This is a genomic window from Psychrobacter sp. Pi2-52, assembly GCF_904846705.1.
In the GTDB taxonomy this organism is placed as follows: domain Bacteria; phylum Pseudomonadota; class Gammaproteobacteria; order Pseudomonadales; family Moraxellaceae; genus Psychrobacter.
The window spans coordinates 68,870-85,701 of record NZ_CAJHBS010000005.1; the positions used below are offsets into that span (position 1 = coordinate 68,870).

The following is a 16,832-nucleotide window of genomic DNA, read 5'->3' on the forward strand; positions in this document are numbered from 1 at the left end:
CCTTATTTACTGCTTTGATAGTGCTCGTTGATAATTTGAGCACATAGTTCAGGCGCTTCCATTGGCAATAGATGACCATAATCTGACAGCGAAATAAGACTGCTATCTGGGACAAACTTTTTCCATTGCTTTCGTACTTTATCATTGATGAACAGGGTAGGCTTGCCTGTAATCAACGTGTAAGGACAGCGTAGTTTCTTGAGCGCAGCATCGATATGAGGGGCGCCAAAATAATTGGCCAGCTCTTGTTCTGGTGCAAACATAAGCGTATAGCTACCATCTGCATTCTTGCTCAAGCTTTGCTCAGCAAACACTTGCAAATGCTCATCGCTGATACGCTTATAAGCACGCTGCGCACGTAGGCTCTCGTAATAACTATGGGTACTTGGCCAAGTAGATTGCTTGGTTAACGTGCTTTTGAAAGGCTCGCGGCTTAGTAGGACAGAGCGTGGCAAAAGGTTATATAAGGTAGTTTGGTTTCTGGTAAATGTGACAGGCTCGATCAAGTATAACTGTGAAAATAGCTCTGGACGTTTGGCAGCTGCCATTGCTGTGGCTGTTGCGCCTTGCGAATGACCAATACCGACGACAGGCTTATCTTGGGTCTTTTCTAAAAACTCAATCAGCATATCAGCATCTTGCTCGCGCGTCAGACGACGGCTCTGCGGCTTATCATACCAGTAGCCACGTAGAGCAAGTGAGCTGATATCAAATTCGGTGGATAGCTTACTCAATAGTGGTGTATAAGTACCAACAGTAAAACTATTGCCACTATAAAAATGTGCTGGCGCGCGGGGAGTAGAGCTTGAGTCTAACGACTGATTAAATTGGCTAAGGTCATAATAGCGAGCCTGTTTTCCGCCAAGATTAATACGGTTTGTGAATGCTTCCATAAAATAAACACTTCCTTGTGACTTATTTTGAGTGATTTTTTTGTAGATTGTCTTCTTATGATTGCTCTTAATGAATCTTAGTTGTCTTCACCTAAGAAGCCACCGCTTTGACGTTGCCACAGTCGAGCGTAGACACCATTCAATGCCAATAGTTCATCATGACTACCTTGCTCGATGATGCTACCTTGATGCATAACGACCAGTCTATCCAATGCGGCAATAGTAGACAGGCGATGGGCGATAGCAATAACGGTCTTGCCAGTCATGATGTCATTTAAGCTTTCGGTAATGGCATATTCAATCTCAGAATCTAGCGCACTGGTCGCTTCATCCAAAAGTAAGATCGGCGCATTTTTTAGCATAACACGTGAGATAGCGATACGCTGACGTTGACCGCCAGATAGTTTGACTCCGCGTTCACCCACTTGGGTATCAAGTCCTGTATTGCCTTTATCATCGTACAGATCTTTGATGAAATCCCATGCCTGAGCTTGTTTGGCAGCGATCATAATCTCTTCGTCAGTAGCATCAGGACGACCATAGGCGATATTTTCACGCACGGTGCGATGTAGCAATGACGTATCTTGAGTCACCATACCAATCTGTTGACGTAACGATTCTTGCGTGACCTCATCAATAGCTTGACCATCAATCAGAATCTTACCGCTATCGACATCAAAAAAGCGCAGTAACAGATTGACCAAGGTCGATTTACCAGCACCTGAACGCCCAACCAAACCAATCTTTTCACCCGGCTTAATATCTAAGTGGAAGTTGTCTAACAATTTGATATATGAGTTAGGAGCGCGTTTAGCAATGTTGGCACTATCAACAGTCTCGCCAGTTCGGCCATTGTCTTCTTCGTCATTCTCATAACTGAAGTCGACATGGTCGAACACGATGCGACCGTCCGTGACGGCTAGCGCTGGTGCGTCAGGTTTATCAATGATTGTCTGCGGTGCTGACAACGTACGCATACCATCTTGAACTGTACCGATACTCTCAAACAAACTGGCTGTCTGCCACATAATCCAACGCGTCAAACCATTTAGACGTAACGCCATAGCAGTCGCAGCAGCAATGGCACCAACACCAACTGCGCCTTGTTGCCACAAGTACAATCCAATACCTGCCGTACTACTGACCAAGATCACGCTGATAAGATGGGTCGATACTTCTAAATAGCTGACCCAGCGCATCTGCGCATGTACCGTACCTAAGAATTGTCCCATGGCATTTTTAGCATAGCCAAGCTCACGACGAGAGTGGCTAAATAGCTTTACGGTCATGATATTGGCATAAGCATCAGTGATTCGCCCTGTCATCAAGGCACGAGCATCCGCTTGCACAATCGCTGTCTCCTTGAGCTTAGGGATAAAGTACCAAATGGTGATGGCAACCAAGACCAGCCAAATGACAAATGGAATGAGTAGTAAGCTGTCTAAATTAAACAAAATCACCCCTGAGGTGATAAAGTAGACAGAGACATACATAAACATATCGGTGACGGTCATCACAGTATCGCGTACTGCTAGCGCTGTCTGCATTACCTTAGCTGAGACGCGCCCCGAAAACTCATCCTGATAGAACTGCATGGATTGCCCAAGCATGCGCTGATGGAACCGCCAGCGCATCTGCATAGGAAACACGCCCTGCAAGGTCTGAAAGTGGATAAACGATGACAAGGCAATCCACAATGGGCTTACTATCATGACAGCGAGCATGATGAGCAGCATATCGCCTTTTTCTACCCATAAGTTTTGCGGCGTATAAACGCCCAACCAATCGACGATATTACCTATCCAAGCAAACAGCATGGCCTCGTAGATACCGATACCAGCGGACAAAATCATAAAGATTAGTAGCCAGCCGCGTAGGCCATTGGTACATGCCCACAAAAACTTCAGCATGCCATCGCGAGGTGATGGCAATGGCATAGGGGTGTCTGGAAAGGCGGGTAGGCGGTTTTCAAAAAAGCGAAATAAAGCATTCATAGGCATTAATAAAACATCAATAGCAGTACGTCAAGATGAACGAGAGGACTCGTTATCTAGAATCTTTACTTTTGTGATTGGGATTAGGTGCTATTTTAGCAAAATTACTAATCATACCTGCATGCTAATTGTAATTTGCTTAAGAATAGCTATGTTTTGAAAGCTTCAGTTATAACCATAATAAATAGGTTGCTGTGGAAAACATATTTTGTTACATTCTACATCCAAACTTATTCATGGTTTAAATATTGCTTTTATAAGTATGATTTTATTGCGAAAATCAGCTGATTAGCGGGCATTTTATTTAATGGTTTTTATAAATATACGAACAGTAATAACTCAACATTGAAGTTCAAAAGGTAGCAGTGAATGATGTATTTAATAATAGCGGTGCTATGTAGCGTCGCTGTCTCCGTACTTTTGAAAATATTGCGCCAGAAAAATATAGATATTCGTCAGACCATCGTGGCAGGCTATCCTGTGGCTTTTTTACTTACTTGGGTATTACTAAAACCTGATGTAGCTACCATTCATGCGCTTGATAGCGCTTGGGGCATCATCATCGCGCTTGGGGTACTATTGCCTGCCGTATTTATCATTCTGGGGCGAGCCATTGAAGCGGTGGGGATGGTAGCAACCGACGCGTCTCAGCGCTTATCACTTATTATTCCTATCGTAGCAGCTTTTTTGCTGTTCGGTGAGGTGCTAACTGGTACACGTATACTTGGACTGGCGTTGGGCTTTTTGGCATTAGGTGCGCTTGTCTATCGACCACAGCATAACGATATTACTCGGCAAGCAAAGCATACGCCACTGTGGTTATTCGGGGTATGGGCAGGCTACGGCATTATTGATATCTTGTTCAAACAAGTTGCCAAACAAGGGGCGGCCTTTCCGTTAACTCTACTGGTTAGTTTTGGCGTAGCAGGTATATTGCTGCTAATCTATTTACTTGTCACAAGGGTACATTGGCAAAAACAAGCGCTTATGACAGGCTTGCTGCTTGGTGCACTAAACATGGGCAATATCTACGCCTATGTACGGGCACACCAAGTGCTGCATGATTCTCCCAGTATTGTTTTCACTGGTATGAATGTCGGCGTTATTGCCGTAGCGACATTGATTGGCGTAGGTGTATTTAAAGAGCAGTTAAACCGTATCAATATAGTAGGCTTAGTATTGGCAGTCTGCTGTGTAGGGGTACTATTTTTGGCGTAATGCACACTGTCCAAAAGTATTGGTTTCATGGTTTTTTAGCTATATTGTCACGTATCCTATATAGGCATACAAATCATCCTATGATAAGGTTATCTACAAATAACACGGCTTGTATGGAATAAAAAAGCTTAATTTATGATAGTTAACTTAACCAATAAAAATAGGATGCAGGCTCAATGGAATACGATAAGCAATTACAGCGTATAAAAAATAGCTCAGGCTTTATTGCTGCTCTTGATCAAAGTGGTGGCAGTACACCAAAAGCGTTAGAGACTTATGGTGTCAGCAGCGATGCTTATGATAATGATGAGGCCATGTTTGATTTGGTTCATGAAATGCGTGCTCGTATTATGACGTGTGACTGTTTTGATAGTGAGCGTGTACTTGGCGCAATTTTGTTCGAAGACACCATGGAGCGCGAAGTCAACGGTAAGTCGACGGCTAATTACCTATGGGAAGATAAAAATATCGTACCATTTTTAAAGGTAGATAAAGGTCTGGCTGAGCAAATGAGCGGTGTACAAGTCATGAAGCCGATTCCGAATCTAGATCTATTATTAGATAAAGCAAAAAACTATCCCGTATTCGGTACTAAAATGCGCTCAGTCATCTATGAGCCAAATGTCGATGGTATTGAGCTTGTGGTACAGCAGCAGTTTGATGTGGCTAAGCAAATTATTTCAAAAGGTTTGATGCCTATCGTCGAACCAGAGGTCAATATTGATAGCACTCAAAAGCATGAGTGCGAGCTACTACTAAAGGCAGATATTCTACGCAATCTGGAACGCTTAAGTGACGAACATCAAGTGATGCTCAAGCTGACCTTGCCAGAAGAAGCAGGGTTTTATCAGGAGCTGATTGACCATCCTAAAGTGCTAAAAGTAGTGGCATTATCTGGTGGCTATAGTCGTAGCGATGCTTGTGCCAAGCTCAAACAAAACCCAGGTATGATTGCGAGCTTCTCGCGTGCCTTTACTGAAGGCTTGAGTAAGCAACAAAGTGATAGCGAGTTTGCTGAGACAATTAATGCTTCAATTGAAGAGATTTATGAAGCGTCAAAAGTGTAAACGTAGTAAATAAAAATTCGCACATAAATCATGAGTAAATAAGCAAAAAAGCCCTACTAGATAAGTATAAAAATACTTGAATAGTAGGGCTTTTCTTATTTGAAAAGTATCGGTTATTAACCCTACACCTCTTTATATAACTGGCGTCCTTCGTTGTTATATTTTTTAGTCATCTCGGCCATGCCTTGGCGAATTTCCTCAGCAGTGGCTTCACCAACTTGTCCAACGAGCTCTGTATCTACCTCTTTGATTAGGTGACCAGCATCGGTTAGGTCACCCGTTTGCGGCGTTACTTTTTGGTTAGCGGTATCTTTATCCAGTCCTGCTGCATATTCACGCACATTTTGAGTGATTTTCATTGAACAAAACTTAGGACCACACATGGAGCAAAAGTGTGCCGATTTGTGAGCGTCTTTTGGCAACGTCTCATCATGATATTCGCGTGCCGTATCAGGGTCGAGCGCTAGATTGAACTGATCATCCCAGCGGAATTCAAAACGTGCTTTAGATAGTGCATTGTCACGTGCCTGTGCTCCTGGATGACCTTTAGCAAGGTCGGCAGCGTGTGCAGCAATTTTATAAGTGATAATGCCGTCTTTGACGTCTTTTTTATTTGGCAGACCCAAGTGTTCTTTTGGCGTGACATAGCACAGCATCGCTGTACCAAACCATCCAATCATTGCAGCTCCGATGGCGCTAGTGATATGGTCATAGCCTGGGGCGATGTCTGTGGTTAATGGCCCTAAAGTATAGAAAGGCGCGTCAGCACATAGCTCAAGCTGCAAGTCCATGTTTTCTTTGATGCGGTTCATCGCAACGTGTCCAGGGCCTTCGATCATCACCTGTACATCGTGCTCCCATGCCACTTTAGTCAATTCACCAAGCGTACGTAGCTCACCGAACTGCGCTTCATCATTGGCATCTTGCAAGCAACCAGGGCGTAGGCCATCACCTAGACTAAATGCTACATCGTACTGTTTCATAATCTCGCAGATGTCTTCGAAATGCGTATATAAAAAGCTTTCCTTGTGATGGGCTAAACACCACTGCGCCATGATAGAGCCGCCGCGTGAGACGATACCTGTCAGACGTTTTGCGGTGAGCGGCACATAGCGTAATAGCACGCCAGCGTGAATAGTAAAGTAATCTACGCCTTGCTCTGCTTGCTCGATCAACGTATCACGGAATATCTCCCATGTAAGATCTTCAGCGACGCCATCGACTTTTTCTAATGCTTGATAAATCGGTACCGTACCAATCGGCACAGGAGAGTTACGGATTAGCCATTCACGGGTTTCATGAATGTGATTGCCCGTTGATAAATCCATAATAGTATCCGCACCCCAACGTGTTGCCCACGTCATTTTAGATACTTCTTCATCGATAGACGAGCCCAACGCTGAGTTACCGATATTGGCATTGATTTTCACCAAGAAATTGCGACCGATGATCATCGGCTCAGATTCAGGATGGTTGATGTTGTTTGGGATAATTGCGCGTCCAGCTGCCACTTCATCACGAACAAATTCAGGGGTGATGATTTGAGGCGTATTGGCACCGAAGCTTTCGCCATCGTGTTGACGCATATCGGTCAGTTCATGCTGCTTTTGCGTTTCGCGTATGGCGATATATTCCATCTCAGGGGTGATGATGCCTCGGCGCGCGTAGTACATTTGCGTGACGTTCTGTCCTGCTTTGGCGCGACGCGGTTTATCAATATGGGCAAATCTAAGGTTAGCAGTGCTGATATCACGAGCACGTGCTTGTCCGTATGAGCTAGATAGGCCGCTTAATTGCTCGGTATCATTGCGTTCCGCGATCCAGCTTTCACGCAACTTTGGCAATCCACGTGTTAGGTCGATATCGACATTAGGGTCGGTATATACACCTGAGGTGTCATACACGTAAAACGGTGGATTATGCTCACCGTCTTTATCTCCCGTACCGCCTACAGGTGTATCAGCCAAGCTGATTTCACGCATCGGTACTTGGATGTCAGGTCTTGATCCTTCGATATAGACTTTTCTTGAGGCAGGTAAAATACGGTGCAAGTCGCGCGCATCTTCTTCGAAACGGGCATCACTTGCGGCACGGTGAGCAGGGGTTTTTAGCGCATCTGCTTTTTTATCTGCTTTGACGTTGGTTGTGTCAGCAGCATTTGAAGCAAGCGTTGAGTTGTCGGCTGGGTTATGCGTTTGGGCTTTCGGTGCAATTGAGGTGGTGTCTGCAGTAGTCATATGCTGTCCTAGCGTGTTGGTTTTTGAATAAAATCAACACCGCCAGTATCTGCGGGGGTAGGCATCCATCATCTAGACAAATTTATATCATGAACCCACAACTTCGACCAAAAAATATCGTCGCGCATGGTGCTCATCAAATATTGGACGCAGCTTTATATCCTCTCTTCTTATCTGGCTATGCATCACGCATATTAAGACAGTAGTGACGATAAAAATGTATTTCTACGCGCCCTTTGTCATAAATAACAAAGTGCTTAAGACTTCCCTGCGTCGGTACTAACCGCATCAGGTTCGGCGGGTGATCTCTCAGCGAATGTATCAAGGCGACTACTTTAATAAAGCAAGTTTAATAAAGTGAGCCAAAAATACACCGCACCCCGAGTCTGTCAGTGTTGTAAATCAGCCTTCATACTAACAAAATTCTGTACCAACGGCTAATAGTATTTGGATACAAATATTCCGTGTCACACATACAGTTCCATATTTTCGTGAATAATTTTTTGAATGTTAATAGATGAGGGTGCTTAGTATTGCTAGGTTGTAGACGAATTATTCAAATATTATGTAAAGCGAATGAAGGATTCTAGAAGTTGTCATTAAACTGTCATAAAGATTTGGCAAGATAACACGCATATCACAAGCAATGCTTTTTTATACCGTTGTTAAACTTCAGGAGTCCTACATGCGTTATTCGTTATTAGCAGTGGCCGTCAGTTGTACATTAATGCTTACGGCGTGTAATAAGTCAACAGATACGGCGGAGCCAACTGCTGATACTAGCAGTAGCGCTGTGACAACAGCTGAAACAACCTCTCAGACAGCATCTTCTGCTACGTCAGATTTTAAATCTGCTGAAAATATCGCTATGAATATTACAGGTGCAGGTGCGTCGTTCCCGCAGCCTATCTATGCGAAATGGTCATATGACTACAATGCTGCGACCGGTGGCCAAGTCAACTATCAGTCGATTGGCTCATCTGGTGGTATCAAACAAATCCAGTCAAAAACAGTAGACTTTGGTGCTTCTGATGCACCGATGACGCCTGAAGAGTTAGACGAAGCAGGTTTGATTCAGTTCCCAACAGTTATCGGTGGTGTTGTACCAATTGTCAACATCGACGGTGTTGAGCCTGGTGCACTGAAGCTAGACGGCACAACGTTGGCTGATATCTATTTGGGTAAGATTAGCAACTGGAATGACCCTGCGATTAAGGCGATGAACCCAGATTTGACCTTGCCAGATGCCGCAATCACAACAGTATTCCGCTCAGACGGTTCAGGTACGACGTTTAACTTTACTGACTATCTTGCCAAGGTTTCACCAGACTGGAAAGACACCGTTGGCGTTGATAAAACCGTCAAGTGGCCGACCTCTGCTACTGGTGCAGGCGGTAAAGGTAACGAAGGCGTCTCAAGCTACGTAAACCGTATGAAAAACTCTATCGGCTATGTTGAGTATGCTTACGCTAAGCAGAATAAGATGTCACATACTGCGCTGAAAAACGCAGCTGGTAACATCGTACAGCCATCTGCTGAGACGTTTGCTGCAGCAGGTGATATCGACTGGTCACAACAAGAAGGCTTTTATAAAGTCATCACCAACTCTGAAACTGACCAAGCATGGCCTATCGCTGCTGCGACCTTTATCTTGGTACATAAGCAACCAGAAAATCCTCAGCAAGTCGCTGGCGTGTTGAACTTCTTTGACTGGGCTTATACCCAAGGTGATGACAGCGCCATGGAACTAGACTACGTACCATTCTCTGACACGGCAGTAGCCTTGTTCAAAGAGAAGTGGAACGAAGTGAAAGGTAGCGATGGACAGCCTGTCTACAAGCCAGCTCAGTAATTTGTTTCTGCTAAATACTATTTAGTATCCTACAAGTTATCCTCTCGAATAACTATTCTCCGGTAGTTGTTTGAGAGGTTTTAACACAGCAAATTTGATGAATACATCTCGATAGATATGCTTACTCATACCGTTTAAGTTTGTTGTGTTAAAACCTGAGATACATCTTTTTAATATTTCGATTCATCCCATTCAATGCTGAGACACTTATGACAGACTTAAGGTCCCAACTGGCTAAACAAAAACGTTACGACGCTTTATTTGTTAACTCTACCAAAGCGTTTGCCATACTCGTCCTTCTATCTCTAGGGGGCATTTTGGTGTCTCTAATTGTTGGAGCATGGCCGAGTATTCAAGAGTTTGGTTTGGGATTTTATACCAGCAATAACTGGGATACAGTCGCCAATGAATACGGTGCATTAGCGCCTATTTACGGTACCTTAGTCACGTCATTTATCGCTATTGTTATCGCGGTTCCAGTCAGTTTCGGTATTGCGATATTTTTAACCGAGATGTGCCCTAAGTTCCTCAAAAAACCACTTGGTATCGCCATTGAGTTATTGGCTGGTATCCCATCTATCATTTATGGCATGTGGGGACTGTTCGTATTTGCGCCATTCTTTGGTGATCACATTCAGCCATGGTTCATTGAGCACGTTGGGCCTTTGCCTATTATCGGTAAACTGTTTGCAGGTGCGCCTATGGGACTGGGTATGTTTACCGCTTCCCTAGTACTTGCCATTATGATCATACCGTTCATCGCTGCCACCATGCGCGATGTTTTCTCTGTCGTACCTGACTTACTGAAAGAGTCAGCATATGGCATGGGCGCAACGACTTGGGAAGTCATGTTCAAGATTATCCTGCCTTATACCAAAGCTGGTGTCGTTGGTGGCGTAATTTTGGGACTGGGTCGTGCATTGGGTGAGACGATGGCAGTTACTTTCTTGATTGGTAATGCGTTTAATATCAGTCCAAGCCTATTCACGTCTGGTGTGACGATTACATCGGCCTTGGCCAATGAGTTTGCTGAAGCGTCTAGTGAGCTACATCTTGCGTCTTTACTACATCTAGGCTTAATCTTATTTGTCATCACCTTCATTGTGCTGTCTTTAGCAAAACTGATGCTCATGCGCATGGATCACAAAGCAGGTAATCGATAGATCTGTTACCGATTTATTGAACCTTGATAGATATTGATAAAAGATATGGGAAATAAATATTATGCCTGCTAACAATGCGATCAATGCACCACTACCTACTAAGCCAAACGGCGCTACCCGCTACAATCAAAGTCTTTATAACAAGCGTCGTTTGACCAACAAGTTAGGTCTGGGTTTTGCTATGTCAGCGATGGTTTTTGGCCTGTTTTGGTTGTCATGGATTTTGGTGACTTTGTTTGTTGAAGGCTTCCAAGGCATGGTGCAGCTACCAATCTTTACCGCCGATACGCCGCCACCGATGAGTGCAGGCGGTTTACGCAATGCTATCGTTGGTTCGGTCATGTTGGCTTTTTCAGGATTATTTATCGGTGCACCTATTGGTCTTATGACAGGTATTTACTTATCTGAGTTTTCTAAAGGCAGTATGCTGGGCAAGGTCACACGCTTCTTAAATGATATTCTATTGTCAGCGCCATCGATTGTCATCGGTCTATTTATCTATGCACTGATGGTAAAAGGTCAAAGTTTCTCTGGTTGGGCAGGCGCGTTGGCATTGGCATTGATTGTTATTCCAGTGGTCGTACGTACGACAGAAAACATGCTGAACTTGGTACCTAATAGTCTACGCGAAGCAGCCTATGCGCTAGGTACTCCTAAATGGAAACTGGTCACTCAGGTAACTGTAAAAGCTGCACGAGCTGGACTGACCACAGGTGTGCTATTGGCTTTTGCTCGAATCACTGGTGAGACAGCACCGTTACTATTTACCGCACTTAACAATCAATACTTCAGTACAGATATGGGTCAGCCTATTGCTAACTTACCCAATACCATTTACCAGTTTGCGATGAGTCCTTATGACAACTGGCATACATTGGCTTGGGCAGCAGCACTGCTTATCACAGCATCTGTCCTAGTATTGAATATTTTGGCAAGATTTATCGGTGGTAGAGGTCAGCCCAAATAAGGGCTGAGAGCAGACCAGACTGTAGTACGCTGCACGCTAAGCATTTACTTAAACTTATATGAAATTAATTGAGCTAGGTTGAAATATTATGAATGATGTCCTAAGCAATGTCCGTACGAACACGACTGCTGACAACTTTGATACGGCAACAGGCAGCCTATTAAATAGACCCATGTCTACTAGCAACCAAGCTCAGCAACCAAACACTGCTGATTTTAATAAACAAACGATTCAAGATATTCCTAAGAATATGCCTGCTGCAAAAATGGAAGTTCGAGATCTAAACTTCTATTACGATGACTTTCAGGCATTAAAAAACATCAATATCGATATCGCGGATAAAAAAGTGACCGCTTTTATTGGTCCTTCAGGTTGTGGCAAGTCTACGCTACTGCGTACCTTTAACCGCATGTACGATCTATATCCAGGTATGCGTGCAGAGGGCAACATCAATCTAGATGGCAAAAACATCTTGGGTAAAGACATCGATGTGAACTTACTGCGTGCACAAGTTGGTATGGTTTTTCAGAAGCCAACGCCGTTCCCAATGTCAATCTATGACAATGTCGCCTTTGGTGTACGACTGTATGAAAAATTAAGCAAAGACGAGCTGGATCATCGCGTCGAGTGGGCACTGAAAAAATCAGCGCTATGGCCAGAAGTAAAAGACAAGCTAAAAGCATCAGGACTGTCGTTATCAGGTGGCCAGCAGCAACGTCTGTGTATCGCTCGTAGTGTGGCGACCAAGCCTGAAGTACTGTTGCTTGATGAGCCGACATCAGCACTGGATCCTATCTCGACGGGTGCTATCGAAGATTTGATCGAAGATCTGAAAAACGACTACACCATCGCTATCGTCACTCACAATATGCAGCAAGCAGCACGCGTATCTGACTACACAGTCTATATGTATCTAGGCGATATGATTGAGATGGGTGAGACCGATCAGATATTTACCAAACCTACCCAAACCGCGACAGAAGACTATATTACAGGTCGTTATGGCTAACATTGATTGAGATTGAAATCGGTACAAGCAGACAATGCTGATTAGCATGTCATAAGCCGACTTTCTAACTTCACAAGCACACCGCGCTATTAAAATATAGATTCTAGGGAATACCTCTCATGCAAAGTGATAAGCATATCTCCAAAAGTTTCGACCAAGATCTTGATGAAGCCATCCGTTTATTTTTATACATGGGTGATAGCGCGGCTAACCAAGTGGCCAAAGCCATTCACGCTCTGATCGATAAAGACGAAATACTGGCGCAAGAAGTCATCGATATGGACTTCGATATCAATCGAATGGAGGTCGAACTCGACGAGCATATTTTATTATTGGTCGCCAAACGCCAGCCAGCTGCCAGTGATTTGCGCTTAGTCATGTCGATCAGTAAAGGTGTGGTTGATTTGGAACGTATCGGCGATGAAGCAGTAAAGATTGCGCGAATGGCCAGTAAAATTGCGGCAGAAGGCAACTCAGCATACGGCTATGCTGAGGTTCAGCACTTGAGCAATCAAGTTCGTCTGATGCTAAACAACTCGCTAGAAGCTTTTAGTCAATCAAATGCGGAGCAAGCGTTTGAAGTGATGCGTAATGATAGCGTGGTCAATACCGAATATCAGTCAGCTATACGCGCCTTGATGACCTATATTATGGAAGACTCGCGCCATGTATCAAAAGTCATTAATATTATGTGGATATTACGATCGCTAGAGCGTATTGGTGACCATGCACAAAATATCGCAGAGCTAGTGATTAACTATATCAGTGGGCAGGACGTGCGTCATTCAGACTATGCGATGGTCGAAAAAGCGGTGCAAGAAGCCAATGATCGCTTAGCTGCTCGTCAAGTTAGTACATTGTCAGCCAATGAGCTAGAAACGTCAGATAGTGATGAAGGCTGATAGGAAATACATTGATTTTTACCTTATAATAAAAAACGCGCTATAGTGAGCGCGTTTTTTTATAACTACTAAATGTAGCTAGTAGAAAGCCAGTAAATACTAACTTTCTGGTGTCCAGCCTTGTGCGCGCTCATAGTCTTCATTGTCTAAGAACTTATCACGCTGCTCTATTAAAAACTTTTTGGCAGCAGGATCCATCATGCTTAGATGGTTTTCGTTAATAAGCATTGTTTGATGCTCAAGCCACTCTTTCCACGCCTTTTCAGATACGGTCTCTTGCAGCTCTTGACCTTTTTTATTAGGGAAGGGTGGATGCGGCATCTTTGGCAAATCTTGCTTATATTTACGGCAAAACACGGTATTTGCTTGAGGGTTAAAAGTCTCAGTCATAAGGCATTCCTTATTCATTATATTAAGTGGTTAAATCAAATATCATATGAGTCTATGATAACGGTCTTGGTAGATTTAGCAAAGGGTACTAATGTATACCGTCAAGCCTCTATTCATTTGTTATACAGTCTCTGGTAGTTGGTGTATGACAAATACTATCTACGTTTAACCTTTTTATTGAGGATTTAAAGGTAGTGATATTTTGAAAATGACATTGGCCAAACCAGTAGAGGTCATAGGACAAATAAAAACACCCGCATAAGTAGCGGGTGTTAAGTTTAAATTAGCAAGTTGGCTGTTATTTGCAAATTAATGATTAAGCAAAGGCTTTTAAGCGAGCACGGCCATTGATCACCGCTTGCTTGACTTGGTTTGGTGCAGTGCCACCTAAATGGTCACGAGCTGCTAATGAGCCTTCTAGCGTTAGATAGTCGAAGACATCTTCACCGATAGCATCGCTAAATTGCTGTAGCTGTGCCAATGACAAATCACTTAGATCAACACCCTCTTTGATGCCTAAAGCAACAGCGTTACCAACGACTTCATGAGCGTCACGGAATGCCACACCTTGACGTACTAGGTAATCTGCCAAGTCAGTCGCAGTCGCATAGCCTTTCATCGTAGCGGCACGCATGGCATCGACGTTTGGCGTAATGTTGGGTAGCATATCAGCAAATGCTAATAGCGAACCTGTCAACGTATCAACGCAATCAAATAAAGGCTCTTTGTCTTCCTGATTGTCTTTGTTGTAGGCGAGCGGCTGGCTTTTCATCAGGCTCAGCAAAGTCATCAACTGACCAAAGACACGCGCCGCTTTACCGCGTACCAACTCAGGTACGTCAGGGTTCTTCTTTTGCGGCATGATCGATGAGCCAGTACAGAAGCGATCTGGTATTTGCACAAAATTAAACTGCGCTGACATCCAAAGAATAATCTCTTCACTCATACGCGACATATGCATCATCAGGATAGATGCTGCTGAAGTAAACTCAATCGCAAAGTCACGGTCTGAAACGGCATCGAGTGAGTTTTGGCAAATACCTTCAAAACCTAGTAGTTCAGCAGTGATGGTACGATCGATTGGGAAAGTCGTACCAGCAAGCGCTGCGCTACCAAGTGGCATCTGATTGATACGGCGACGTGCATCGACAAGACGCTCAGTATCGCGATACAACATCTCAAACCATGCCATCACGTGATGCCCAAAGCTAACAGGCTGTGCCGTTTGCAAATGAGTAAAGCCTGGCATGATAGTATCAGTATGTTGCTCAGCCAAATCAAGCAAGCCGCTTTGCAAGCGGACTAATAACTCAATAATATTATCAGTCTCTTCGCGCAACCATAGGCGAATGTCTGTGGCTACCTGATCATTACGGCTACGTCCAGTATGTAGCTTTTTACCAACGGCACCTATGATGTCAGTCAAACGTGACTCGACATTCATGTGCACGTCTTCCAGAGCGATCGACCAGTTAAACTCACCTGCTTCAATCTCGCGCAATACTTGCTGCAAGCCATCGATAATGGTGGCAACTTCATCAGCAGTTAAAATGTTACATTCTTTTAGCATCGTTGCATGAGCAATCGAGCCTTGAATATCGTGACGAGCAAAGCGTTGGTCAAAGCCTACAGAGGCAGTAAAGGCGGCAACGAAGCTATCTGTCGCTTCACTAAAGCGCCCGCCCCACATTTGTTGGCCTTGGCTACTAGCAGGCGCAGTCTGCGTTGTGGTACTTGTTATCGGAGCATCTGTGCTAAAATCAGAGTCAGATGAACTTTTACTTGATTCAGGATTACTAGGTTTTGAAGAATTGGCGTTCATATCGGTACAAGACAAGTCAAGAGAATAAGAACTCGAGTATAGCAAATGATGAGGTTGCCTTACTAGCTACACGCTTAGAGTTTTTTATTCCTAAACTCATGGAAATCATGAGGCCTTGGCAGTGGCTGACATATATCTTTTTTTGGTCCTTGTTCCTAACGGTAATGGAGCGCCATAGCTTAGCCACTTGGTCAGACTTCATGATTCAGTTTGTAAGTAGCTTCACTCAAAACACTCTGACGGTTATTCCCTCACTGTATTTAGTTGACTATTTACGCCCTGCCTTCAAAAACGCCAGTATTCTTAGCTTAAGTATGCGGATTGTACTGTTACTAATGTTTGCTGCTGCAGTTTCGATGGCGTTAGTCACATTATCTATGATTAATTTCGGTTGGCTAACATATGATAGTCGCACGTTTATATTGAATATCGTGCTCAATACAGTGTTGTCTGGCGGTTTTACCACTGTGTTTTTATTATATTTTCTGCGCAGCTACCGTGAGCTTAATGCGCTCAAGCTGTCCTTTGAATATAAATTGACTGCACAAAATGACCTAATAAAAGCCCGTACGGCCCCGCACTTTTTCTTTAATACTATCAATACACTCGTATCACTGATTGAATCAAACCCGCCCAAAGCCGCTGACTTATTACAGCACGTCTCTGCATTGTTCCGTGCTAGTTTTAGTGGTACACGTGAGATTAGCTTTGAAGAAGAGGTTGATCTTTGTGAGCATTATTTGGCAATCGAATCTAGTCGTTTAGCAGACAAGCTCGAAGTCAATTGGACGTTACCTGAAGAAGATATCATGTATGACATGGTTATCACTGCGCTAACGCTACAAAGCGTGCTAGAGAAAATACTCCTCAATGTGGTAGAGCTGACCACAGAAACTATCTGTATTAATATTGAAGTCACGTGGGAACAACACCGAGTTAAAATCATGATTGATGTTGCGCTTCCCAAAAAGACACTAATTATCAATCATGACTTGCGTCAGCATATGAATTTCTATATTCAAGCTGATCGTTTGCGCGCCCATTTTGGACAAAGTGCTGATATCCAAAGTTCGGTAGCCAGTACTCAAATTATCACCATCATCGACTATCCTCTACAAGACGTCGGTTTATAACTTACTGTTCTTTATTAGCTTTCTCCATTCTTTTAACTCTTAAAAGCCTAGGTGGCATACTTATTGCAGTACCATGTATAAGTATCACAATTTGTGTTTGATAAATAATGATTACGAATCAGTAATATCATAACTACCGTGAAACACAATTACACCATATAAAATCTACCGATAGCAGGAGTATA

The 16,832-nt window shown here is 43.7% G+C and carries 13 protein-coding genes and 1 riboswitch; of the genes, 8 read left to right on the forward strand and 5 right to left on the reverse strand.

Annotated features, from left to right (window positions below; all coding sequences use genetic code 11):
* Positions 1-2: 2 nt before the first annotated feature.
* Together JMY00_RS04540 and JMY00_RS04545 are read right to left on the reverse strand one after the other, a co-directional pair.
* Entirely contained in the window at positions 3-893 is an 891-nt protein-coding gene (locus JMY00_RS04540) for an alpha/beta hydrolase (RefSeq protein WP_201579273.1), read from the reverse strand.
* A 77-nt stretch (positions 894-970) separates the two neighbouring features.
* Entirely contained in the window at positions 971-2,887 is a 1,917-nt protein-coding gene (locus JMY00_RS04545) for an ABC transporter ATP-binding protein (protein WP_201579274.1), read from the reverse strand.
* A gap of 369 nt (positions 2,888-3,256) precedes the next feature.
* Between JMY00_RS04545 and JMY00_RS04550 the strand changes: the two genes are divergently transcribed.
* Both JMY00_RS04550 and JMY00_RS04555 read left to right on the forward strand, forming a co-directional pair.
* Positions 3,257-4,105, forward strand: coding sequence for an EamA/RhaT family transporter (locus JMY00_RS04550; RefSeq protein WP_201579275.1), 849 nt, complete (start codon positions 3,257-3,259; stop codon positions 4,103-4,105).
* A 176-nt stretch (positions 4,106-4,281) separates the two neighbouring features.
* The gene (locus JMY00_RS04555; protein ID WP_201579276.1) at positions 4,282-5,172 is read left to right on the forward strand and encodes a fructose bisphosphate aldolase; all 891 of its coding nucleotides are present in this window, start codon (positions 4,282-4,284) and stop codon (positions 5,170-5,172) included.
* Between the two features lie 122 nt (positions 5,173-5,294).
* Here the strand turns inward: JMY00_RS04555 and thiC are convergent, their stop codons facing one another.
* Positions 5,295-7,409, reverse strand: a complete 2,115-nt coding sequence (gene thiC / locus JMY00_RS04560; RefSeq protein WP_240990649.1) for a phosphomethylpyrimidine synthase ThiC — start codon at positions 7,407-7,409, stop codon at positions 5,295-5,297.
* Between the two features lie 248 nt (positions 7,410-7,657).
* A riboswitch (TPP riboswitch) is annotated at positions 7,658-7,802 on the reverse strand.
* Positions 7,803-8,094: 292 nt separating this feature from the next.
* Here thiC and pstS point away from each other — a divergent pair.
* The 5 genes from pstS (at position 8,095) to phoU (ending at position 13,302) form a co-directional block, all read left to right on the forward strand.
* Positions 8,095-9,261 (forward strand): phosphate ABC transporter substrate-binding protein PstS, encoded by a 1,167-nt coding sequence (pstS, locus tag JMY00_RS04565; protein ID WP_101211185.1) that lies wholly within the window; start codon positions 8,095-8,097, stop codon positions 9,259-9,261.
* A gap of 209 nt (positions 9,262-9,470) precedes the next feature.
* Complete coding sequence (pstC, locus tag JMY00_RS04570; protein ID WP_101204645.1) at positions 9,471-10,424, forward strand: phosphate ABC transporter permease subunit PstC; 954 nt, start codon at positions 9,471-9,473, stop codon at positions 10,422-10,424.
* Positions 10,425-10,485: 61 nt separating this feature from the next.
* Entirely contained in the window at positions 10,486-11,391 is a 906-nt protein-coding gene (pstA, locus tag JMY00_RS04575; RefSeq protein ID WP_102078265.1) for a phosphate ABC transporter permease PstA, read from the forward strand.
* A 250-nt stretch (positions 11,392-11,641) separates the two neighbouring features.
* Positions 11,642-12,400 (forward strand): phosphate ABC transporter ATP-binding protein PstB, encoded by a 759-nt coding sequence (gene pstB, locus JMY00_RS04580; RefSeq protein ID WP_218870065.1) that lies wholly within the window; start codon positions 11,642-11,644, stop codon positions 12,398-12,400.
* Between the two features lie 119 nt (positions 12,401-12,519).
* Entirely contained in the window at positions 12,520-13,302 is a 783-nt protein-coding gene (gene phoU / locus JMY00_RS04585) for a phosphate signaling complex protein PhoU (protein ID WP_201579277.1), read from the forward strand.
* 99 nt (positions 13,303-13,401) lie between these two features.
* Here phoU and JMY00_RS04590 read toward each other — a convergent pair whose 3' ends face one another.
* Together JMY00_RS04590 and argH are read right to left on the reverse strand one after the other, a co-directional pair.
* Positions 13,402-13,692 carry an oxidative damage protection protein gene (locus JMY00_RS04590; RefSeq protein WP_201579278.1) on the reverse strand — a complete coding sequence of 97 codons (291 nt, stop codon included), beginning with the start codon at positions 13,690-13,692 and terminating at the stop codon, positions 13,402-13,404.
* A gap of 316 nt (positions 13,693-14,008) precedes the next feature.
* Positions 14,009-15,382 carry an argininosuccinate lyase gene (gene argH / locus JMY00_RS04595; protein ID WP_201579332.1) on the reverse strand — a complete coding sequence of 458 codons (1,374 nt, stop codon included), beginning with the start codon at positions 15,380-15,382 and terminating at the stop codon, positions 14,009-14,011.
* A 332-nt stretch (positions 15,383-15,714) separates the two neighbouring features.
* Between argH and JMY00_RS04600 the strand changes: the two genes are divergently transcribed.
* Positions 15,715-16,647 (forward strand): sensor histidine kinase, encoded by a 933-nt coding sequence (locus JMY00_RS04600; RefSeq protein WP_240990650.1) that lies wholly within the window; start codon positions 15,715-15,717, stop codon positions 16,645-16,647.
* The last annotated feature ends 185 nt before the right edge of the window (positions 16,648-16,832 follow it).